Origin of the sequence: Enterobacter sp. HK169 (assembly GCF_001719105.1) — a bacterium.
Lineage (GTDB): Bacteria > Pseudomonadota > Gammaproteobacteria > Enterobacterales > Enterobacteriaceae > Enterobacter > Enterobacter asburiae_B.
Genome location: NZ_CP017087.1, coordinates 2026116 through 2048388 on the forward strand (window position 1 = coordinate 2026116; position 22273 = coordinate 2048388).

The window sequence follows — 22273 nt, forward strand, 5'->3', positions numbered from 1 at the left end:
GAGAGGGAGGATAAAGGATTACCCTTCGTGCAGCCCGCACTCGCGCTTCAGCCCAAAGAATCGTGTCTCTTCCTCCGCCATTCCCGGTTCCCATTTGCGCGTGGTGTGGATGTCGCCCACTGACAGATAGCCCTGGTCCCACAGCGGATGGTACTTCAGCCCGTGTTTTTGCAGATACTGATACACCGTCCTGTTATCCCAGTCGATAATCGGCAGCACTTTAAATACCCCGCGCTGGACCGCCAGCACCGGTAAGGTTGCACGGCTGCCGGACTGCTCGCGGCGTAGCCCCGCAAACCACGTCTGCGCATTGAGCTCTTTCAGCGCCCGGTTCATCGGCTCGACTTTGTTGATCTCATTGTATTTCTCAATGCCCTCAACGCCCTGCTCCCACAGCTTACCGTAGCGCGCCTCCTGCCAGGCCGCACTTTCCGTCGCGCGGTACACTTTGAGGTTCAGCTTGAGCTTGTCCGTCAGCTCGTCAATAAACTGGTAGGTTTCAGGAAACAGGTAGCCGGTATCGGTGAGGATCACCGGAATGTCCGGACGGATCTGATTCACCAGATGCAGGCTGACCGCCGCCTGAATACCAAAGCTCGACGAGAGCACATAGTCTCCCGGCAGGTTTTCCAGCGCCCACGCCACGCGCCCTTCGGCATCCAGCTTTTCAAGGTGGGCATTGGTTTCTGCCAGCGCCAGAATGCGTTCGACTTTAGGCAGATCGTTAAGGGCGTTTAGATCGAGTACGGACATAATTACCTCTCGTGGTTACTCCCAGAAATCCCTTGCGGGATCGAGCACCGGGCGAATGATGCCCGCACGCACCGTAAAGTCGCCGAAGCCTTCACCCGCTTCGCGCTCTTTCGCCCAGCGCCCGACAAGCTCGTCGATGGAATCAAGGATTTCCGGCTCGGTAATGTTCTCGCGGAACATACGCGGAATGCGCGTGCCGATACGGTTACCGCCCAGGTGCAGGTTATAGCGCCCCGGCGCTTTCCCCACCAGACCCAGTTCGGCCAGCATCGCGCGGCCGCAGCCGTTCGGGCAGCCGGTGACGCGCATAACAATATGCTCGTCCGGAATGCCGTGTTTTTCCAGAATCGCTTCCACTTTGTCAGTGAATGACGGCAGGAAACGTTCCGCTTCGGCCATCGCCAGCGGACAGGTCGGGAACGACACGCAGGCCATCGAGTTTTCACGCTGCGGCTTAACCGCATCCATTAATCCGTGGTCGCGCGCCAGCTTCTCGATCTTCGCCTTCTGGCTCTCCGGCACGCCGGCAATAATGAGATTCTGGTTAGCGGTAATGCGGAATTCGCCTTTATGGATCTTAGCAATTTCCAGCAGACCGGTTTTCAGCGGACGGCCCGGATAGTCCAGAATACGGCCGTTTTCGATAAACAGCGTCAGGTGCCATTTATTATCGATACCTTTCACCCAGCCAATGCGATCGCCGCGACCGGTGAATTCGTAAGGGCGGATCGGCTCAAATTTGATGCCCGCACGACGCTCCACTTCCTCTTTGAACGTCTCAACGCCCACGCGCTCCAGGGTGTATTTGGTTTTCGCGTTTTTACGGTCGGTACGGTTGCCCCAGTCGCGCTGCGTGGTCACTACCGCTTCCGCCACGGCCAGCGTGTGCTCCAGCGGCAGGAAGCCGAACTCGCTCGCGGTGCGGGCGTAGGTTTTCTTATTACCGTGCTCAATGGACAGGCCGCCGCCCACCAGCAGGTTAAAGCCAATCAGCTTGCCGTTTTCGGCAATCGCCACGAAGTTCATGTCGTTGGCGTGCAGATCGATATCGTTCTGCGGTGGGATCACGACCGTGGTTTTAAACTTACGCGGCAGATAGGTCTGGCCAAGGATCGGTTCTTCGTCCGTGGTCGCGACTTTTTCCTGATCGAGCCAAATCTCCGCATAGGCGCGGGTGCGCGGCAGCAGGTGCTCAGAGATCTTCTTCGCCCACTCATAGGCTTCGGCGTGCAGCTCGGACTCATACGGGTTCGAGGTGCAAAGCACGTTACGGTTCATGTCGTTGGCGGTCGCCAGCGCGTCCAGCCCGACCGAGTGCAGCATCTGATGCACCGGCTTGACGTTCTTCTTCAGAATGCCGTGGAACTGGAATGTCTGACGGTTGGTCAGGCGGATGCTGCCATAAATCGTGTTTTCACCAGCAAACTTGTCGATGGCCTGCCACTGTTTGGTGGTGATCACCCCGCCCGGCAGACGGCAGCGCAGCAGCATCGCATGACGCGGCTCCAGCTTCTGTTCGGCACGCTCGGCGCGGATGTCGCGATCGTCCTGCTGGTACATGCCGTGGAAGCGGATCAGCAGGAAGTTGTCGCCTTTGAAGCCGCCGGTGAGACCGTCATTCAGATCTTCAGCAATGGTGCCGCGCAGATAGTTGCTTTCCAGCTTCATGCGCTCGGCGTCTGTCAGTTTACCTTCGACCACCAGTGGCCCTGGATGTTTTTCGCTCATTAGTAGACATCTCGCTGATAACGGCGCTCAACGCGCAGCTCACTTAAAAATTCATCCGCCGTTTCGGCATCCATACCGCCGAATTCGGCAATCACTTCCAGCAGTGCCTGCTCAACGTCTTTCGCCATGCGATTGGCGTCGCCGCAGACATAAATGTGGGCACCGTCATTGATCCAGCGCCACAGCTCTGCGCCCTGTTCGCGCAGTTTATCTTGTACGTATACTTTTTCTTTCTGGTCGCGGGACCAGGCCAGATCGATGCGGGTCAGTACGCCTTCTTTCACATAGCGCTGCCACTCAACCTGGTAGAGGAAATCCTCGGTAAAGTGCGGGTTGCCGAAGAACAGCCAGTTTTTACCCGGCGCTTCATCTGCCGCGCGCTGCTGCATGAAGGCGCGGAACGGCGCAATGCCGGTGCCTGGGCCAATCATGATGACCGGCGTTTCCGGGTTCGCCGGCAGGCGGAAGTTGTCGTTGTGCTCAATAAAGACGCGCACTTCGCCCTCTTCTTCCACGCGATCCGCCAGGAAGCTTGATGCCCCACCCGCACGGGCGCGGCCTTCGATGTCGTAGCGCACCACGCCGACGGTAATATGCACTTCACTCTCCACTTCGGCCTGCGAAGAGGCGATGGAGTACAGGCGCGGCGTCAGCGGTCGCAGCAGGCCGATCAGCGCATCCGCATCCAACTGAGCCGGAGAGAAACGCACCATATCGACAATTGGCGTCGTCGCGGCGTAATGCTGCAGCTTCGCCTTGTCGCCCACCAGCGGCAGCAGGGATTCGCTGCGCGTTAAGGTGGCATAATTTTCGACGATATTCGGGGTGTTCACCGTCAGCTCGAAATGCCACTGCAGCGCCTCTGCAAGCGGCTGGGTTTTGCCGTCAACGGTGACGGGCTCGTCACCCTTCAGCCACAGCAGCTCAACCAGCTCTTTCACCAGCGCCGGATCGTTTTGATACCAGATACCCAGCGCGTCGCCCGGCTGATAGCGCAGGCCAGAGTCGCCGAGATCGATCTCGATATGGCGCACGTCTTTTTCCGAATCGCGGCCGGTGATTTTCTGGTTCACCGACAGGCTCGCCGTCAGCGGCGCCTCTTTGGTGTACGGGCTGGTGTGGATGTCGTTGACGGCACCCGTCGCGGTGAACGCGGCCTGCGCCGACGTCTCTTTCGGCACGCGCGCTTTCAGCACCTCAACGATGCGCGCACGCCATTCGGCGGCGGCGGTCTGGTATTCAACATCCGCGTCAACGCGGTCCAGCAGGCGCTCCGCGCCCAGCTCCGCCAGCCTGCTGTCGAAGTCTTTACCGGACTGGCAGAAGAATTCATACGAGGTATCGCCAAGGCCAAATACGGCAAACGCCGTGGCATCCAGCTTCGGCGCTTTTTTCGAGAACAGGAACTTGTGCAGCGCCACCGCTTCTTCAGCAGGTTCACCTTCACCCTGCGTAGAGGCGACCACCACCAGCAGTTTTTCTGACGCGATTTGCTTAAATTTATAATCCCCGGCGTTGACCAGGTTCACGTTCAGTTTGGCGGCCAGCAGGTCGTCACGCAGCGCTTCGGCCACGCGGCGCGCATTGCCCGTCTGCGAGGCGGAAATCAGGGTAATGGCCGGAATTTCAACGGCCGTTACCGGTGCACCCGCCACAGCGCCAGGCTGCTGATTGAGCATTCCCCAGAAATAACCGGAGACCCAGGCAAGCTGAGTGGGAGAAAAATCAGAGGTGGCAGCCTGAAGGCGCGCCAGTTGCTCCGGGTTCAGGGGAAGCAAATTTGAAGGTGGGGCCTGTGTTGTCATGCGTCGTTATGTTCCAGTAGCCAAGCGGACTTTAAGCGAATAAATCCAAACTGAAGATAAGGTTAACGGCGAGGATAATAACAATTAAAGAAGGGATGGAAATAATAAATAACCAAATGGACTAACCTGTTTTAGTTGTCATACTTAGCGATAAAACCGATTAATTAACCCTCTGAAAATTATCGATAAAAGCATCAAAAAACGCCTGTTAACGAGACGCCAGGCTTCAGAGCCGTTTTAGTTAATGCTAAAAATTGTGCTTTCCGGTACTATGCGGCGGTTTTTTCCGCATTACTGAGAGCGATCATGTCCACCACACTGTTTAAAGATTTCACCTTCGAAGCCGCCCACCACCTTCCGCATGTCCCTGAAGGGCATAAATGCGGCCGTCTGCACGGGCATTCGTTCATGGTGCGTCTTGAGATCACCGGTGAAGTTGATCCGCATACCGGTTGGATCATGGATTTTGCCGAACTGAAGGCGGCGTTTAAGCCGACCTACGATCGTCTGGATCATTACTACCTGAATGATATCCCGGGCCTTGAAAACCCGACCAGCGAAGTGCTGGCGAAATGGATTTGGGATCAGATGAAGCCGCTGGTACCGCTGCTGAGCGCGGTGATGATTAAAGAGACCTGTACCGCCGGCTGTATCTATCGCGGGGAGTAAAAAAAGCCCGGCTAAACCGGGCTTTTTTTTAGGCAATATTCAGGTATTTGTGCGTCTGCATCGACAGGCGCCAGTTGCGCGCAATACAGGTTTCAATGCACAGGCGCGTCGCGTCGTCTTTCTGGCTGATCGGCTGTAGCGCAATGACGCGCTGCTTTTCATCCGTCAGCGTTGCCAGCAGTTCATCCAGCGCTTCGATATCACGCACGCGCCCAACCGGGTGCTTAATCTCATCCGCGCGTTCCAGCGCCTGAGACAGCACGTCATACCCGCCGCGCATATTCACTTTTGGCGATACCGTCACCCAGGTGGTGTGTGAACAGCGCACTTCATGGGTGCCGCTGGTTTCAATCTGGCAGCTGTAGCCGTTCTTTTCGAGCAGCTCGGTCAGCGGCGTCAGATCGTGGATGCAGGGTTCACCGCCGGTGATCACGACGTGGCGCGCCGTCCAGCCCTGACGACCAATAATGGCCAGCAGATCTTCTGAACTGCCCGCGCCCCACTTATCGCTCTCTTTGGTTTTCGCCAGAATGCTAAACAGCGACACTTCCCGATCTGCGAGCTTATCCCACGTATGTTTGGTATCACACCAGGCACAGCCAACCGGGCATCCCTGTAAACGAATGAAAATAGCGGGAACGCCGGTAAAGTAACCCTCGCCTTGCAGGGTCTGGAACATCTCGTTAATCGGGTACTGCATAGTCATCTCAGTAAAGGGGATAAACGATAAGTATCGCAGATCCCCGCCTGATGGTCATGCTCCATCGGTGCTTTGCGCGCCAATCGCCGCCATAAAACGCTCGGTAATTTGCTGTGGACGGGTGATGGCGCCGCCGACGACGACCGTATGCGCGCCCAGCGCCAGGCATCTGGCCGCGCGTTCAGGCGTATCCACGTTGCCTTCGGCAACCACGGGAACCGTCACGGCAGCCAGCACGCCCTTCAGGAACGCGCAGTCGTTCTCCGGAAGCGAATGGCCCGCCGTTTCCGCCGTATAGCCATAAAGCGTGGTGCCGACACAGTCAAAGCCAAGCGCCTGTGCCGTCACGGCTTCGCCCACGGTGGAAATATCCGCCATCAGCAGTACCGCGGGATAGCGCGAGCGGATGCGCGCGACCAGCGTTTCCAGGGATTCTCCACCGGGACGCTCCCGCGCCGTCACATCAAGCGCAATGATTTCCGGAGAGACGGTCATGAGCTCATCCACCTCTTTCATCGTGGCGGTGATAAACACTTCGCTTTCCGGGTAATCCCGTTTGATGATGCCGATAACAGGCAAAGAGACCTGCTGCTTAATGGCCTCGATATCCACCACGCTGTTGGCACGAATGGCAGCGGCTCCGCCCTGTGCCGCCGCCAGCGCCATGCGCGACATAATAAACGGGCTATGCAGCGGTTCATTTTCCAGCGCCTGACAGGAGACGACCAGTTTTCCCTTCAGGTTATCCAGTACAGTTTTCATTACGATAAGATCTCTTCCACTTCGTTTTTGATAATCGTGACGTGCGGGCCATAAATGACCTGAACCCCGTTACCGCGCACGATAACGCCGCGCGCGCCGGTGGCTTTCAGCGCCGCGTCATTCACTTTGCTGCCGTCCTTCACCGTGACGCGAAGCCGCGTGGCGCAGCAGTCCACCTCTTCCAGATTCTCTTTTCCGCCTAATCCCGCGATCACCGCAACGGCGCGCTCGCTCTGCGAGAAGGTCACTTCATTGGCCATCGCCTCCTTTTCCCGACCCGGCGTGGCAAAATCAAAACGGTTAATCAGATAGCGGAAGGTGAAGTAGTAAAGGAAGAACCACGGCACGCCCACCAGGGGAACGAACATCCAGTTGGTTTTGGCCTCTCCCTGCAAAATGCCGAACAGCACGAAGTCAATAAAACCGCCGGAGAAGGTTTGCCCGATGGTGATATGCAGCATGTGTGCGAGCATGAACGCCAGCCCGTCAAACAGCGCATGAATGACGTAAAGCACAGGCGCAATAAACAGGAAGGAAAACTCGATAGGCTCGGTAATTCCGGTCAGGAACGAGGTTAATGCCGCAGAGAGCAGCAGCCCGGCAACGCGCTTTTTGTTCTCCGGTTTTGCCGTGTGGTACATCGCCAGACACGCGCCGAGCAGGCCAAACATCATCGTAATAAAGCGCCCGGACATGAAGCGCGACGTGCCCTCATAGAAATGCTGCGTGTTCGGGTCGGCCAGCTGGGCGAAGAATATCCGCTGTGTGCCCTCAACGAGGTGACCGTTGACAATATCGCTGCCCCCGAGCGCGGTGGTCCAGAACGGCAGATAGAAGATGTGGTGCAAACCAAACGGGCCCAGCATGCGTAAAATGAAGCCGTACAGCAGGGTGCCCAGATAGCCGGTGGCATCCACCAGCCCGCCGAGACCAAAAATCAGTTTCTGAAAATGCGGCCAGACCACCGTCATGAGCGCGCCGACGAGTATCGCCGCCAGCGAGCTGATGATGGGAACAAAGCGCGAGCCGCCAAAGAACCCGAGGAACTGCGGAAGCGCAATTTTATTAAACCGATGATGGAGCGTGCAGGTCACCAGACCAATCACCACGCCGCCAAACACGCCGGTTTCCAGCGTCTGGATCCCCAGCGTCATGCCCTGCCCCACAGCGCCCGGGTTCTCGTGCGCCAGTTTGCCGGTGAGGATCAGCAGCGCGTTGATGGTGGCATTCATCACCAGAAACGCGAGTAGCGCCGCCAGCCCAGCCGTGCCCTTATCGCTTTTTGCCAACCCGACGGCTACCCCAACCGCAAACAGCACCGAGAGGTTCGCAAACACGATTGAACCGGCGCTGCTCATGATAGTGAAAATGGCCTGCAGCCAGCCCACATCTAAAAACGGATAAGCCGCCAGCGTATTGGGATTCGATAACGCGCCGCCTATCCCCAGCAGCAGGCCCGCCGCGGGCAGCACGGCGATAGGCAACATAAAGGATTTACCAAAGCGCTGCGCTTTTTCAAACCATCCCCCCGAAGAAGCACCACTGAACATTTGCATCATTTTTTCATCTCCCCTTTAAACGATGAAAATTTTTACCATATAAATATCACTCAGTGAAAATTATCATCAAAAACCAGGAAGCCGATCATACTTTTTCAAAATGACTGGCATCTTTCCCCTCCTTTCCGCCACACTAGTCGCAGCGAAACACATTAAGGACGTGGCATGTCGGACCATGAAAATCTGCTGCTGAAGCTCCGCCAGGAGGCTTCCGGGTACAGCCCAACGCAACAAAAACTCGGTGAGTTTGTCCTCAGCGATCCTGCCCGGGTGCTCTACCTGACGATCACTGAACTGGCGCGCGAGAGCCACACCAGCGAAGCCAGCGTCACGCGCCTTTGCCGGACGCTGGGCTGCAAGGGCTATAACGAATTTAAAATGGCGCTTGCGCTGGATATTCAGCAGGGCCAGCCCGCGCGTCAGGCGGGGGATGAGATTGATAACGTCGTGGATGAGTCGGTGCAGGCTTTGCAGGATACCGCCAGACTCCTCGACCGCACGCTGCTTGAAAAAGCGGCGCTGGCGCTGCATCAGGCGCAATCCGTGCAGATTTATGGCGTCGCGGCCAGCGCGATCCTCGGCGAGTATCTGCATTACAAGCTGCTGCGGCTGGGAAAACCCGCACAGCTGTTTAGCGATATGCACCGCGCGGCCATGAATGCGACAACGCTTTCGAAAGATACGCTGGTTGTGGCCATCTCCAGCTCGGGTTCAACGCGGGATTTACTCCACGTGGTGAAGCTTGCCCGCAAGCGCGGCGTTAAGGTTCTGGCGCTCAGCAATACGCCCCGCAGCCCGCTGGCGTCTCTGAGCGACATGCAGCTGGTTGCCGCCAAACCAGAAGGCCCTCTAAGTGCAGGCGCGCTCAATGCTAAGGTTGGAGTGATGCTGCTGGTCGAGCTGTTGACCACGTCCATGATTGCGCTGGATGGTCATTACGGCGACGTTAGCCAGCAAACAGCCAGCGCCACGCTTCCCCTTTTGCTCTGAAAATCATTCGCAGGCTAAATAAATCGGCCTGCGACTTATGTTGTCTGATTTGAGTTAAGGGGTATTTAAAACATTTATTCGATAAATGTTTGGTGTAACAAATTATTATACTTATTACATTTTGAATTACGTTCACCCTTCGGCGCAGACCTAATAAAAACAATTAAATTCAATGAGTTAAAATTTAAATTTTAATAGAGTGAATTTTTACCCTTGCGATACTGTCCAATATATCCACCTGATTTCCTTTCCTTAAAATAAGCTTAAGACGCCATTGATTTCGGCGTTTTATTATTTAAATGCCGTTTACTTTTGCACGCCTACAATCCGCCTCATCAATCATAATGAGACGGTATTAATGAAGATGTTATTGATTACAGGCGTGACCGGATTTCTGGGTGGTGCAGTTCTTGAAAAAATCCTGACCAGCGATCAATCCGTAAAACTTCTTTTGCTTGCGCGCGCCAGCGATCCGCAGAGCGGGCTGGAGCGCGTGCAGGAGAACATGCGCAAGTTCAACGTTCCTGAGGACAAACTGGCCTCTCTGGGCGTGGATAATATCCTGATTGGCGACCTCAGCCAGCCGGATGCCTTCCTGAACGATCCCCGTCTGGATCGGGTCACGCACGTGGTTAACTGTGCGGCCGTGGCCTCATTTGGTAATAACCCGCTGATCTGGAAGGTCAACGTTGAAGGTACGCTCGCGCTGGCGCGCCGTATGGAGCAGGTCACGGGCCTGCAGCGTTTCCTCCACGTCGGCACCGCAATGTCATGCACGCCGGAGCAAGATTCACTGGTCGCCGAAAGCGCTGAATTCAGAGAGAATGCTGAACACCTGGTGGAATACACGTTTTCGAAGTCAACCATCGAACAGCTGATGCGCCAGGAGTGCCCTAACCTGCCGCTGCTCATCGCCCGTCCGTCCATCGTCGTCGGCCATACCCGTCACGGCTGCACGCCGTCGAGCAGCATTTTCTGGGTCTTTAGCATGGGCCTGATGCTGCAGAAGTTTATGTGCTCAATGGAAGACCGGATTGACGTTGTTCCGGTGGATTATTGCGCCGACGCGATGTTAATGCTGCTCAACAGCAACGCTCGTCCGGGAGAAGTGGTGCACATTTCTGCGGGAGAAGAGAACAGCGTTCGCTTTGCGGATATCGATCAGGCAATGGCGCAGGCGCTGGAGAAAGCCCCCGTCGGGGATAAATATGCGCAGGTCAGCTACGAAACGCTGGTCAGAATGCGCCGCGAGCTGAAACATATTTTTGGGCCGTGCAACGAACGTCTGATGCTGAAAGCCATGCGTTTATACGGTGCGTTTGCCACGCTTAACGTGCGCTTCAGCAACGATAAGCTGCTGAGTATGGGGATGCCGAAGCCACCCCGGTTTACGGATTACATCGCCCGCTGCGTGCAAACCACTCAGGGGCTGACCATTCCGGAGCAAATGGCGGTCGATTTTAAATAGCCAAAAAAAATGCCAGTCATTCGACTGGCATTTTCATTTTAAGGCTTAAGCAATTATGCCTGGCCTTTGATCTCTTTCAAACCGTTGTATGGTGCTTTTTCGCCCAGAGCTTCTTCGATACGAATCAGCTGGTTGTATTTAGCAACACGGTCAGAACGGCTCATAGAACCGGTTTTGATCTGGCCTGCAGCGGTACCCACTGCCAGGTCGGCAATGGTAGCGTCTTCAGTTTCGCCAGAACGGTGAGAGATAACAGCGGTGTAGCCAGCGTCTTTCGCCATTTTGATCGCAGCCAGAGTTTCGGTCAGAGAACCGATCTGGTTGAATTTGATCAGGATGGAGTTAACGATGCCTTTCTCGATGCCTTCTTTCAGGATCTTGGTGTTGGTTACGAACAGGTCGTCACCAACCAGCTGGATTTTGTCGCCCAGTACTTTAGTCTGGTATGCGAAGCCAGCCCAGTCAGACTCGTCCAGACCGTCTTCGATAGACACGATTGGGTACTGTTTGGTCAGGTCTTCCAGGAAGTGAGTGAACTCTTCGGAGGTGAACGCTTTGTTGCCTTCGCCAGCCAGAACGTATTTACCGTCTTTGTAGAATTCAGATGCTGCACAGTCCATCGCCAGGGTGATGTCTTTGCCCAGCTCGTAGCCAGCAGCTTTTACTGCTTCTGCGATAACAGCCAGCGCTTCTGCGTTAGAACCCAGGTTTGGAGCATAGCCACCTTCGTCACCAACAGCAGTGTTCATACCTTTAGCTTTCAGAACTTTAGCCAGGTTGTGGAACACTTCAGAACCCATACGTACCGCTTCTTTCAGGGATTTCGCGCCAACTGGCTGAATCATGAATTCCTGAATATCAACGTTGTTGTCTGCGTGCTCACCACCGTTGATGATGTTCATCATTGGTACAGGCATGGAGTATTTGCCTGGGGTGCCGTTCAGTTCAGCGATGTGCTCGAACAGTGGCATACCTTTCGCAGCAGCTGCCGCTTTGGCGTTCGCCAGGGAAACAGCCAGGATTGCGTTCGCACCGAAGTTAGATTTGTTTTCAGTACCGTCCAGATCGATCATGATCTTGTCGATGCCAGCCTGGTCTTTGGCGTCTTTGCCAAGGATTGCCTGAGCAATCGGACCGTTTACAGCGCCAACCGCTTTCAGTACGCCTTTGCCCAGGAAGCGGGATTTGTCGCCATCGCGCAGTTCCAGCGCTTCGCGAGAACCAGTAGAAGCACCTGATGGAGCAGCAGCCATACCAACGAAACCACCTTCCAGGTGAACTTCGGCTTCAACGGTCGGGTTACCACGGGAGTCGATGATTTCACGACCGATGACTTTAACGATTTTGGACATTAGATTTTCCTCAGTACAAGTTAAACTAAAACTCCAGACAAACAACGCGTACCAAAGGTACGCGTTGCCGTTCTAACTTTTTTTACTTCGCCTGACGCTTCTGGTAGTCGCTGGCGGCCTTCACGAAGCCTGCAAACAGCGGATGCCCGTCACGTGGCGTTGAAGTAAATTCCGGGTGGAACTGGCAGGCGACAAACCACGGATGGTTTGGCACTTCGATGATCTCGACTAACTGATCATCCCCGGAGCGGCCCGCAACACGCAGGCCCGCGGCTTCAATAGGTTTCAACAACATGTTGTTGACTTCATAGCGGTGACGATGGCGCTCGGTGATGACCGGCTCGCCGTACAGCTTGCGAACCACGCTATCGTCAGACAGCTGGCAGGCCTGTGCGCCAAGACGCATGGTGCCACCCAGATCGCTCTTCTCGGTACGGACTTCGACGTTACCTTCTTCGTCACGCCATTCAGTGATAAGCGCCACAACAGGGTACTTACAGTCTGGCACAAATTCCGTAGAGTTCGCGTTTTCCATTCCCGCTACGTTGCGCGCAAATTCGATCAGCGCAACCTGCATACCCAGACAGATGCCGAGGTATGGAATATTGTTTTCACGCGCATAGCGCGCGGTGGCGATCTTGCCTTCTACACCACGGTAGCCGAAGCCGCCAGGGATGAGGATAGCATCCAGATCTTTCAGGATTTCAACGCCACGCGTTTCAACATCCTGCGAATCAATCAGCTTGATGTTCACGGAAACACGGTTCTTCAGACCACCGTGTTTCAGCGCTTCGATCACTGACTTATAGGCATCCGGCAGTTCAATGTACTTGCCGACCATACCGATAGTCACTTCCCCTGCCGGGTTGGCTTCTTCATAAATAACCTGTTCCCATTCAGACAGGTTCGCTTCCGGACAGTTCAAGCTGAATCGTTTACAAATATAATCGTCCAGGCCCTGAGATTTCAACAGGCCCGGGATTTTATAAATGGAATCGACATCTTTCATTGAAATAACGGCTTTTTCAGGCACGTTACAGAACAATGCAATTTTCGCACGTTCGTTCGCCGGAACCGCACGATCGGAGCGGCAAACCAGGATATCTGGCTGAATACCAATGGAGAGCAGCTCTTTCACAGAGTGCTGAGTCGGCTTGGTTTTCACTTCACCTGCGGCGGCCATGTACGGCACCAGAGTCAGGTGCATGAACAGCGCGTGCTCACGGCCAATATCTACCGCCAGCTGACGAATCGCTTCCAGGAATGGCAGGGATTCGATATCACCCACGGTACCGCCGATTTCAACCAGCACCACGTCGTGGCCTTCGCCACCCGCAACAATGCGTTCTTTGATTGCGTTAGTGATGTGCGGGATAACCTGAACGGTTGCACCCAGATAGTCACCACGGCGCTCTTTACGCAGAACGTCGGAGTAGATGCGGCCAGTCGTGAAGTTGTTACGACGGGTCATTTTGGTGCGGATGAAACGCTCGTAGTGGCCAAGATCCAGATCGGTTTCAGCGCCGTCTTCAGTAACGAACACTTCCCCGTGTTGGATTGGGCTCATGGTGCCCGGATCGACGTTGATATACGGATCCAGTTTCATCATGGTCACATTGAGGCCACGGGCTTCAAGAATGGCTGCGAGGGAGGCTGCGGCAATGCCTTTACCCAGAGAGGATACGACCCCGCCGGTCACAAAAATATAGTTCGTTGTCATGCTGAACCTGAGAAGTTAGGGTGAAACGATGGAATAACCAGGACGGGAAAGTAGTATACCCGAACACGGCGAGCGCCACAAACTTTCATTCTCCGTCTCCATTCCAGGCCATGACAAACATAAGGAGTGAGAAAATAGCCCCTTTTGGGTAAATGTTTTTGACGCAAATCAAGCGCTTGTCATTTAAAAAATCACACAAATTGCGCTTGATCGCAAAATCTCGTTAGAGATCAGATTCCTGGCGCTTTACTTCTTGCCAGACTTCTTCCATCGCGTCGAGGTCAATTCCGCTCATTTCCAGGCCTCGCGAGGCGACAATCCGCTCAACTTCGCGAAAGCGTCGTTCGAATTTTATATTGGCTTTTTGCAGGGCGGTTTCCGCTTTTACACCCAGATGGCGAGAAAGGTTGACGGTCGCAAACAGCAGGTCGCCCATCTCTTCCTCAAGCTTTGCTTCATCCACCACCGCCTGCTGCGCTTCGTGCATGACTTCGTCAATCTCTTCGTGCACTTTATCCAGCACCGGGCCGAGGGAGGTCCAGTCAAAACCGACGGCGGAGCAGCGTTTCTGGATTTTATGCGCGCGCATCAGCGCGGGCAGGCTCAGCGGAATATCATCCAGCGCCGAGTGCTGGGATTTTTCCGCCCGCTCGGCGCTTTTGATCTGCTCCCAGCGGGCCAGCACCTCAGCGCTGTTCTCTGCGGTGGCATCGCCGAAGATATGGGGATGACGGCGCTCAAGCTTGTCGCTGATGGCAGCGCAGATATCGTCAAAGTTAAAGCGCCCCTCTTCCTGCGCCATTTGCGCATAGAACACCACCTGGAACAGCAGATCGCCCAGCTCGCCGCGCAGGTCGTCAAAATCTTCGCGGGAAATGGCGTCCAGCACCTCGTAGGTCTCTTCGAGGGTATAAGGCGCGATGGTGGCGAAAGTCTGCTCTTTGTCCCACGGACAGCCGTTTTCCGGGTCGCGCAGGCGTTTAATGATGCCGAGCAGGCGGTCAATTTGAGTCATAGTGTTTTCCATTAAAAAAACAAGCCGGGTGGCGGCAAAGCCTTACCCGGCCTACAGAAGAGTGTGTTTAACCGCCGTGCAGACGACGCGCGTCAATCACATCCGGCACCTGGTTCAGTTTACCGAGCACGCGGCCCAGCACCTGCAGGTTGTAGATTTCGATGGTCATATCGATGGTGGCAAGCTGCTCGCGGGTATCGCTGCGGCTGGCGACCCCCAGCACGTTGACCTTCTCGTTGGCGAGAATGGTCGTGATGTCGCGCAGCAGGCCGCTGCGGTCGTTGGCAGTGACGCGCACCACCAGCGAGTAGCCGGCGGAATAGCTCTCACCCCAGACCGCTTCCACGATGCGCTCCGGCGCATGCGACTGCAGCTCGGCAAGCTGGTCGCAGTCGGAACGGTGAATCGAAATCCCGCGTCCCTGAGTGATAAAGCCGACGATATCGTCGCCCGGAATTGGCTGACAGCAGCGGGCAATGTGGTGCATCAGGTTACCTACGCCCTCGACCACCACGCGGCCGTTGTCTTTGCTGCGCTGCTGCGGCGCGTAGGTTTTCTGCTGCAGCTGCTTCAGCGCCGCCGCGTCCTGCTCTGCCGCGCTTGGCTTATTGAACTGCGCCTGCAGGAAGTTCACCATCTGATTCAGACGGATATCACCGCCGCCAATCGCCGCTAGCAGCTCATCAAGCTCGTTGAAGTTGTAGCGCGGCAGCAGGAATTTCTCCGCCTCTTTCAGGCTTATCCCGATATGCTCCAGCTCGTCGTCGAGGATCTGGCGACCGGCAAGAATGTTCTTGTCACGATCCTGTTTACGGAACCAGGCGTGAATTTTCGAGCGCCCGCGGCTGGTGGTGACGTAGCCCAGGTTCGGGTTAAGCCAGTCACGGCTCGGGTTGGGCTGCTTCTGGGTAATGATTTCAATCTGGTCACCCATCTGCAGTTGATAGGTGAACGGTACGATACGTCCGCCAATTTTCGCCCCGATGCAGCGGTGCCCCACATCGCTGTGGATGTGGTAGGCAAAATCGAGCGGCGTAGAGCCCGCAGGCAGGTCGACAACGTCCCCTTTTGGGGTAAAGACGTAGACGCGATCGTCAAAGACCTGGCTGCGCACTTCGTCGAGCATCTCGCCGGAGTCGGCCATCTCTTCCTGCCACGCAATTAGCTTGCGCAGCCAGGCAATGCGGTCTTCGTGGCCAGAACGCGCTCCGCCGGACGTGCCTTCTTTGTATTTCCAGTGCGCGGCCACGCCCAGCTCGGCGTCTTCGTGCATCTGTTTGGTGCGGATCTGAATCTCGACCGTTTTGCCGCCAGGGCCAAGCACAACGGTATGGATAGACTGATAGCCGTTCGGTTTGGGGTTGGCGACATAGTCATCAAACTCATCGGGCAGATGACGGAAGTGAGTGTGTACTATCCCCAGCGCGGCGTAGCAGTCCTGCAGACGCTCCGCCACGATACGCACGGCGCGCACGTCAAACAGCTCGTCAAACGCGAGGTGTTTCTTCTGCATTTTGCGCCAGATGCTGTAGATATGCTTAGGCCGGCCGTAGACTTCGGCGCGCACGTTCTCTTCTTTCATCGCCTGGCGCAGCCCGCCGACAAATTCCTCGATATAGTGCTCGCGGTCGATACGGCGCTCGTGCAGGAGTTTGGCAATACGTTTATATTCCGCCGGGTGCAGATAGCGGAAGCAATAATCTTCCAGCTCCCATTTCAGCTGACCAATGCCTAAGCGGTTCGCCAGCGGCGCGTAGATATTTGTACACTCTTTGGCCGCCAGCACGCGCTCGTCTTCCGGCGCATCCTTCACCTCACGCAGGTGGGCAATCCGCTCGGCAAGCTTGATGACCACGCAGCGGAAATCATCCACCATGGCCAGCAGCATCCGGCGAACGTTATCGACCTGCTCAGAGGAGACGGAATCGGTGTGCGCGGCTTTGAGCTGGCGAATGGCCGCCATATCGCGCACGCCGTGGATCAGCGCGACGACGGATTTCCCGACGCTGTCGCGCAGCACGTCTTCGCTGACCACGTCCGCATCCGCGAGGGGGAAGAGAAGCGCGGCCTGCAGCGTTTCAATATCCATGTTCAGCATGGATAAGATTTCCACCATCTCCACGCCGCGCCACAGGAGAAGATCGGCGTCGGGATGCCCCTGCGTGGTGCGCAGACAATAGGCCCAGGTTTCGGTTAAGCGTTCACACGACTGCTGGCTGGAAATTCCCAGACTTGCGATCCATTTTTGTGGGTCAAATTCCCCAGCTTTATTGAGATGTGCACTTCTTACCGCAACCATTGTCCTCTCCTTTAGGGACCAGGGCCTGTCGAAGTCGACAAGCCAAACAAATTAGATGTGCTCGAACAACACCATCGATTCCAGATGTCCAGTGTGCGGGAACATGTCCAGCATTGCCAGCCGCTGAATCTGGTAACCCGCGCTGATTAATGCCTCGCTGTCCCGGGCAAGCGTTGCCGGGTTACAGGAAACATAGACCACACGCTTCGGCGCGAGTTTAATAATATGTGCCATCACACCCGGGGCACCGGCACGCGCCGGGTCGAGCAAAATTTTATCAAAGCCCTGTTTTGCCCACGGCTGTTGGGTGACATCTTCTTCAAGATTTTGATGAAAGAATGTCACATTTTGCAAGCCGTTCTGCAGCGCGTTCTCCTGCCCTTTAGCTACCAGCGCCTCAACGCCTTCCACGCCGACGACGCTGGCCGCTTTTTGCGCCAGCGGCAGCGTGAAGTTGCCCATTCCGCAGAACAGATCGAGCACCCGATCGCTTTTCTGAACATCCAGCCACGTCAGCGCTTTCTCAACCATCAGTTGGTTAACGCCGTCATTCACCTGAATGAAATCCCGCGGGCTGAACGTTAAGCGTAGCCCGTTTGACGCATACCAGGGCGCCTCACCGGTAACCTGCTCAAGTATCTCGCTTTGTGGTGCAAGGAAAAGCGCCAGGTCGTGGGAATGCGAAAAGCGTTCCAGTTTTTCGCGATCTTTTTTCGACAACGGCGCGGTATGGCGCAGGACCATCAGCGGTCCATTGTTGGCCATGACCAGTTCGACATGCCCGAGGTGGCGAACGCCGTCCAGCCCGGAAAGACAGGTGCGCACCTCCGGAAGCAATGCCTCAAGATGGGGCACCAAAATGGGGCACTGCTGCACATCGACAATGTCACTGGAACCGGCCTTGCGAAACCCCATCTCAAGACGAGCCGTTTTTGGCTGATAGCTGAGGCTCAGGCGCGCGCGTCGCCGATAGCCCCAGGGCGCATCGGCGAGAATTTCGTTAACGTCATGTTTAAGCTGACGCGCCAGCGCGCGGCTTTTGCTTTTTTGCTGTAATTCTGTGCTCGCATGCTGTTGCTGGCAGCCCCCGCAAACGCCAAAATGTGGGCATCGCGGCTTCACGCGCTCCGGGCTATCGTTGAGGCGACGCTTAACCTGTCCGCGCGCGAACTGGCGTTTATCTTCCGTCAGCGTAATTTCTGCTCGTTCTATCGGCAGTAAACCTGTTATAAACAGAGCCTTACCGTTGTGACGTGCCACTCCCTGACCAAACGGATCGAGGTCCGTGGCTTCAACAGTAATGATTTGACGCGTCGTCACGCGTCGCTTTGCAGAGTAGAATTGCGCCATCGCCGAGATTTTTCTCACATAAACATAATTATCTTAATTGTCCCATAACGGAACGCCATGACCAACTACAGCCTGCGCGCGCGCATGATGATTTTGATCCTCGCCCCCACCGTTCTCATCGGTTTGCTGCTGAGTATCTTCTTTGTTGTGCACCGCTATAACGATTTGCAGCGACAGCTTGAGGATGCAGGCGCCAGCATTATCGAACCGCTTGCCGTTTCCAGCGAGTACGGCATGAACCTGCAAAACCGCGAATCCATTGGCCAGTTAATCAGCGTGCTCCACCGCCGTCACTCGGACATCGTACGCGCCATTTCCGTTTACGACGAACATAACCGCCTGTTTGTCACCTCGAATTTTCATCTCGATCCGGCGGCCCTGAAGATCCCGGACGGTACGCCGTTCCCGCGCCACCTCACCGTCTTGCGGCGCGGCGATATCATGATCCTGCGCACGCCGATCGTGTCGGAAAGCTATTCACCCGATGAGTCTGCGCAATCCGACGCCAAATCCAGCAACAATATGCTGGGATACGTGGCGCTGGAGCTGGATCTCAAGTCGGTCCGGCTACAGCAGTACAAAGAAATTTTCATCTCTGGCGTGATGATGCTGTTCTGCATTGGGATTGCGCTGATCTTCGGCTGGCGCCTGATGCGCGACGTGACGGGCCCCATCCGCAACATGGTTAATACGGTTGACCGCATCCGCCGGGGACAGCTCGACAGCCGGGTGGAAGGGTTTATGCTGGGCGAGCTGGACATGCTGAAGAACGGCATCAACTCAATGGCCATGTCGCTGGCGGCGTATCACGAAGAGATGCAGCACAACGTTGACCAGGCGACGTCCGACCTGCGCGAAACGCTGGAGCAGATGGAGATCCAGAACGTTGAGCTGGATCTGGCGAAAAAGCGCGCCCAGGAAGCGGCACGTATTAAGTCGGAATTCCTGGCCAATATGTCGCACGAGCTGCGTACGCCGCTCAATGGCGTGATCGGCTTTACCCGCCTGACGCTGAAAAGCGAGCTTAACCCGACTCAGCGCGATCACCTGCACACCATTGAACGTTCGGCTAACAACCTGCTGGCGATCATCAACGACGTGCTGGACTTCTCCAAGCTGGAAGCGGGCAAGCTGATCCTGGAAAGCATTCCGTTCCCGCTGCGCAGTACGCTCGATGAGGTGGTGACGCTGCTCGCGCACTCGTCGCACGACAAGGGCCTTGAGCTGACGCTCAACATTAAAAACGACGTGCCGGATAACGTCATTGGCGATCCGCTGCGCCTGCAGCAGGTCATTACCAACCTTGTCGGGAATGCGATTAAATTCACCGAAAGCGGTAACATTGACATTCTGGTAGAAAAACGCTCTATCAGCAGCAATAAGGTGCAGATTGAAGTCCAGATCCGCGATACCGGCATCGGTATTCCTGAGCGGGATCAGTCGCGTCTGTTCCAGGCGTTCCGTCAGGCGGACGCCAGTATCTCCCGCCGTCATGGCGGTACCGGCCTGGGGCTGGTGATCACGCAGCGCCTGGTGAACGAGATGGGCGGCGATATCTCTTTCCACAGCCAGCCGAACCGCGGTTCAACCTTCTGGTTCCACATTAATCTGGACCTCAATCCGAACGTTTTGACCGATGGCCCGGTGACGGACTGCCTGAAAGGCAAGCGCCTGGCCTACGTCGAACCTAACGCGGCGGCAGCGCAGTGTGCGCTCGATATTTTAAGCACCACGCCGCTGGAGGTAGTTTACAGCCCAACCTTCTCAGCGCTTGCCGTTGAGCATTACGATATTCTGCTGATGGGGATCCCGGTCACCTTCACCGGCGAACTGACCATGCAGCAGGAGCGGCTGGCGAAAGCCGCCTCAATGACCGACTATCTGCTGCTGGCGCTACCCTGCCATGCCCAGATTAATGCAGAGGAGTTGAAAAACGACGGAGCCGCCGCGTGTCTGCTTAAGCCGCTCACCTCAACCCGCCTCCTGCCCGCGCTCACGGAGTATTGCCGTCTTAGCCAGCATGCTCTCCCTCTGATTAACGACGAGCAAAAATTGCCGATGAGCGTGATGGCGGTGGATGATAATCAGGCCAACCTGAAGCTGATTGGCGCATTGCTTGAGGACCAGGTTCAGCACGTTGAGCTATGCACCAGCGGCGCGCAGGCGGTTGAACAGGCGAAGCAGATGCAGTTCGATTTAATCCTGATGGATATTCAGATGCCGGGCATGGATGGCATTCGGGCCTGCGAGCTGATCCACCAGCTGCCGCACCAGCAGCAAACCCCGGTCATTGCGGTCACCGCGCACGCGATGGCCGGTCAGAAAGAGAAGCTGCTGAGCGCCGGAATGAATGACTATCTGGCGAAGCCCATCGATGAAGAGAAACTTCATAACCTGCTGTTACGCTATAAGCCGGGTCACATTAGCGGGACGTACACGGTTTCCAGCGAGCCGGTTGAAATCAGCGTTAACCAGAACGCGACCTTTGACTGGCAGCTCGCGCTGCGCCAGGCGGCCGGTAAACCCGATTTGGCCCGCGAAATGCTGCAAATGCTGGTCGCGTTTCTGCCGGAAATTCGCAATAAGGTGGAAGAGCAGCTGGTGGGGGAAAACCCGGAAGCGCTGCTGGAGGCGATCCACAAGCTGCACGGCAGCTGCGGGTACAGCGGCGTGCCGCGGCTGAAAAACCTTTGCCAGCTGCTGGAGCAGCAGCTGCGTGCCGGCACGCCGGAATCGGAGCTTGAACCGGAGTTTCTGGAGCTGCTGGATGAGATGGATAACGTAACGCGCGAAGCGACGAAGTTGCTGGGAAGCTGAGATAAAAGCCCGGTGGCGCTACGCTTACCGGGCCTATGATTGCGGGTGCGGCCTGATGCCCTCACCCACAGGGAGAGGGAGAACTACATTCCCTGCCCCACCTTCAGCACCGCCGCGATATTCCTGGCGGCCATCCTGACGTTCTCGCTGGCATTTTCCAGCGCATCTTCCAGCGAGCAGATGGTGTAAATCACGCTAAACACCGCATCAATGCCGTGATCGTGTACCACGCCAACGTCCGACGTCAGGCTGCCTGCAATGCCGATGACGGGTTTGTTAAAGCGTTTCGCCACTTTCGCAACGCCCACCGGAACTTTGCCGTGGATCGTCTGGCTGTCGATGCGGCCTTCTCCCGTGATCACCAGATCCGCATCGGCCACCTGGTCGGCCAGGTGTAGCGCATCGGTCACGATCTCAATGCCCTGGCGCAGCTCCGCGCCGCAAAAGGCGTACAGCGCGGCCCCCATGCCACCCGCCGCGCCGCCGCCAGCAAGGTTTAGCACGTCGATATCCAGATCCCGGGCAATGACTCTCGCATACTGCGCCAGCGCGTTGTCCAGGGTGACGATCATCTCGGGAGTGGCCCCCTTTTGCGGACCAAATACGGCTGATGCGCCATCCTTTCCGGTGAGCGGATTCGTCACATCACAGGCGACCTCAATCCGGCAGTCCGCCAGACGTCTGTCCAGCCCGCTCAGGTCGATACGCGCGAGTTTTCCCAGCTCGCCCCCGCCCTGCCCAAGGGGCTGCCCGCTGTCGTCCAGCAGCTTTGCCCCCAGCGCCTGCACCATCCCTGCCCCGCCGTCATTGGTGGCGCTGCCGCCAATGCCGATAATGATATGCTTAACGCCTGCGTCCAGCGCGTGACGAATAAGTTCGCCCGTGCCCCACGAGGTGGTTTTCAGGGGATTACGCTGCGAAGGAACGACCAGCTCCAGGCCGCTTGCCGCCGCCATTTCAATAAAGGCACTTTGCTCGTCACCGGATAAGCCATAAAATCCTTCCACGCGCTCACCCAGCGGGCCGGTCACCGGAACATGCACAATGCGTCCCTGCGTTGCCGCGATCATCGCCTCAACCGTCCCTTCGCCACCGTCCGCGACCGGCAGTTTGACGTAAACCGCCTCGGGAAAGATCTCGCGAAAACCACGTTCTATCGCTGTCGCAACCTCAAGCGCACTCAAACTTTCCTTATACGAGTCCGGTGCGATAACAATTTTCATAAGCCATCCTTACGCATAGTCGTTACGTTAAGCATACACCACGTAAAAGACCGCTCGTGGGAG

At 56.2% G+C, this 22273-nt stretch carries 16 protein-coding genes; 4 read left to right on the forward strand and 12 right to left on the reverse strand.

The genetic code is table 11. The features are described from left to right. Nucleotides 1–18: 18 nt before the first annotated feature. Genes cysH through cysJ form a run of 3 tightly spaced genes read right to left on the reverse strand, consistent with a single transcriptional unit; the run spans nucleotide 19 to nucleotide 4286 of the window. The gene (cysH, locus tag EnteroDNA1_RS09585; protein ID WP_069303249.1) at nucleotides 19–753 is read right to left on the reverse strand and encodes a phosphoadenosine phosphosulfate reductase; all 735 of its coding nucleotides are present in this window, start codon (nucleotides 751–753) and stop codon (nucleotides 19–21) included. A 15-nt stretch (nucleotides 754–768) separates the two neighbouring features. Next, nucleotides 769–2481, reverse strand: coding sequence for an assimilatory sulfite reductase (NADPH) hemoprotein subunit (gene cysI, locus EnteroDNA1_RS09590; RefSeq protein WP_023309000.1), 1713 nt, complete (start codon nucleotides 2479–2481; stop codon nucleotides 769–771). Then, nucleotides 2481–4286: an NADPH-dependent assimilatory sulfite reductase flavoprotein subunit gene (gene cysJ / locus EnteroDNA1_RS09595; protein WP_033146415.1), complete on the reverse strand. Its 1806-nt coding sequence runs from the start codon at nucleotides 4284–4286 to the stop codon at nucleotides 2481–2483. Before cysJ ends, cysI begins: the two co-directional genes overlap by 1 nt. Before the next feature lie 306 nt (nucleotides 4287–4592). On the opposite strand from cysJ, the gene queD reads away from it, so the two are divergent. Continuing rightward, a complete protein-coding gene (gene queD, locus EnteroDNA1_RS09600; protein WP_023309002.1) occupies nucleotides 4593–4955 on the forward strand; it encodes a 6-carboxytetrahydropterin synthase QueD in 363 nt (120 codons plus the stop codon). Between the two features lie 28 nt (nucleotides 4956–4983). Here queD and queE read toward each other — a convergent pair whose 3' ends face one another. From queE to EnteroDNA1_RS09615, 3 genes are read right to left on the reverse strand one after another with little or no spacing between them, the layout of a single operon-like run. Continuing rightward, nucleotides 4984–5655, reverse strand: a complete 672-nt coding sequence (gene queE, locus EnteroDNA1_RS09605; RefSeq protein ID WP_023333236.1) for a 7-carboxy-7-deazaguanine synthase QueE — start codon at nucleotides 5653–5655, stop codon at nucleotides 4984–4986. 54 nt (nucleotides 5656–5709) lie between these two features. Beyond that, nucleotides 5710–6417, reverse strand: a complete 708-nt coding sequence (locus EnteroDNA1_RS09610) for an N-acetylmannosamine-6-phosphate 2-epimerase (RefSeq protein WP_069303250.1) — start codon at nucleotides 6415–6417, stop codon at nucleotides 5710–5712. Further along, complete coding sequence (locus EnteroDNA1_RS09615; protein ID WP_069303251.1) at nucleotides 6417–7976, reverse strand: PTS transporter subunit EIIC; 1560 nt, start codon at nucleotides 7974–7976, stop codon at nucleotides 6417–6419. The genes EnteroDNA1_RS09610 and EnteroDNA1_RS09615 overlap by 1 nt, the downstream gene beginning before the upstream one ends. Before the next feature lie 165 nt (nucleotides 7977–8141). On the opposite strand from EnteroDNA1_RS09615, the gene EnteroDNA1_RS09620 reads away from it, so the two are divergent. Beyond that, a complete protein-coding gene (locus tag EnteroDNA1_RS09620) occupies nucleotides 8142–8966 on the forward strand; it encodes a MurR/RpiR family transcriptional regulator (protein ID WP_029741550.1) in 825 nt (274 codons plus the stop codon). A 358-nt stretch (nucleotides 8967–9324) separates the two neighbouring features. Further along, nucleotides 9325–10434 carry an SDR family oxidoreductase gene (locus EnteroDNA1_RS09625; RefSeq protein WP_069303252.1) on the forward strand — a complete coding sequence of 370 codons (1110 nt, stop codon included), beginning with the start codon at nucleotides 9325–9327 and terminating at the stop codon, nucleotides 10432–10434. Nucleotides 10435–10487: 53 nt separating this feature from the next. Here EnteroDNA1_RS09625 and eno read toward each other — a convergent pair whose 3' ends face one another. The 5 genes from eno to rlmD form a co-directional block, all read right to left on the reverse strand. Beyond that, complete coding sequence (gene eno / locus EnteroDNA1_RS09630) at nucleotides 10488–11786, reverse strand: phosphopyruvate hydratase (protein ID WP_023309012.1); 1299 nt, start codon at nucleotides 11784–11786, stop codon at nucleotides 10488–10490. 82 nt (nucleotides 11787–11868) lie between these two features. Then, nucleotides 11869–13506 carry a glutamine hydrolyzing CTP synthase gene (gene pyrG, locus EnteroDNA1_RS09635; RefSeq protein WP_023309013.1) on the reverse strand — a complete coding sequence of 546 codons (1638 nt, stop codon included), beginning with the start codon at nucleotides 13504–13506 and terminating at the stop codon, nucleotides 11869–11871. A 223-nt stretch (nucleotides 13507–13729) separates the two neighbouring features. Next, complete coding sequence (gene mazG / locus EnteroDNA1_RS09640; RefSeq protein WP_069303253.1) at nucleotides 13730–14521, reverse strand: nucleoside triphosphate pyrophosphohydrolase; 792 nt, start codon at nucleotides 14519–14521, stop codon at nucleotides 13730–13732. Between the two features lie 67 nt (nucleotides 14522–14588). Beyond that, entirely contained in the window at nucleotides 14589–16820 is a 2232-nt protein-coding gene (relA, locus tag EnteroDNA1_RS09645) for a GTP diphosphokinase (protein WP_023309015.1), read from the reverse strand. Nucleotides 16821–16871: 51 nt separating this feature from the next. Further along, complete coding sequence (gene rlmD / locus EnteroDNA1_RS09650) at nucleotides 16872–18170, reverse strand: 23S rRNA (uracil(1939)-C(5))-methyltransferase RlmD (RefSeq protein ID WP_069303254.1); 1299 nt, start codon at nucleotides 18168–18170, stop codon at nucleotides 16872–16874. A 57-nt stretch (nucleotides 18171–18227) separates the two neighbouring features. On the opposite strand from rlmD, the gene barA reads away from it, so the two are divergent. After that, nucleotides 18228–20987, forward strand: a complete 2760-nt coding sequence (gene barA, locus EnteroDNA1_RS09655; RefSeq protein WP_069303255.1) for a two-component sensor histidine kinase BarA — start codon at nucleotides 18228–18230, stop codon at nucleotides 20985–20987. Between the two features lie 83 nt (nucleotides 20988–21070). On the opposite strand, the gene EnteroDNA1_RS09660 is transcribed toward barA, so the two are convergent. After that, nucleotides 21071–22210 (reverse strand): glycerate kinase, encoded by a 1140-nt coding sequence (locus tag EnteroDNA1_RS09660; RefSeq protein ID WP_069303256.1) that lies wholly within the window; start codon nucleotides 22208–22210, stop codon nucleotides 21071–21073. Nucleotides 22211–22273 lie beyond the last annotated feature (63 nt).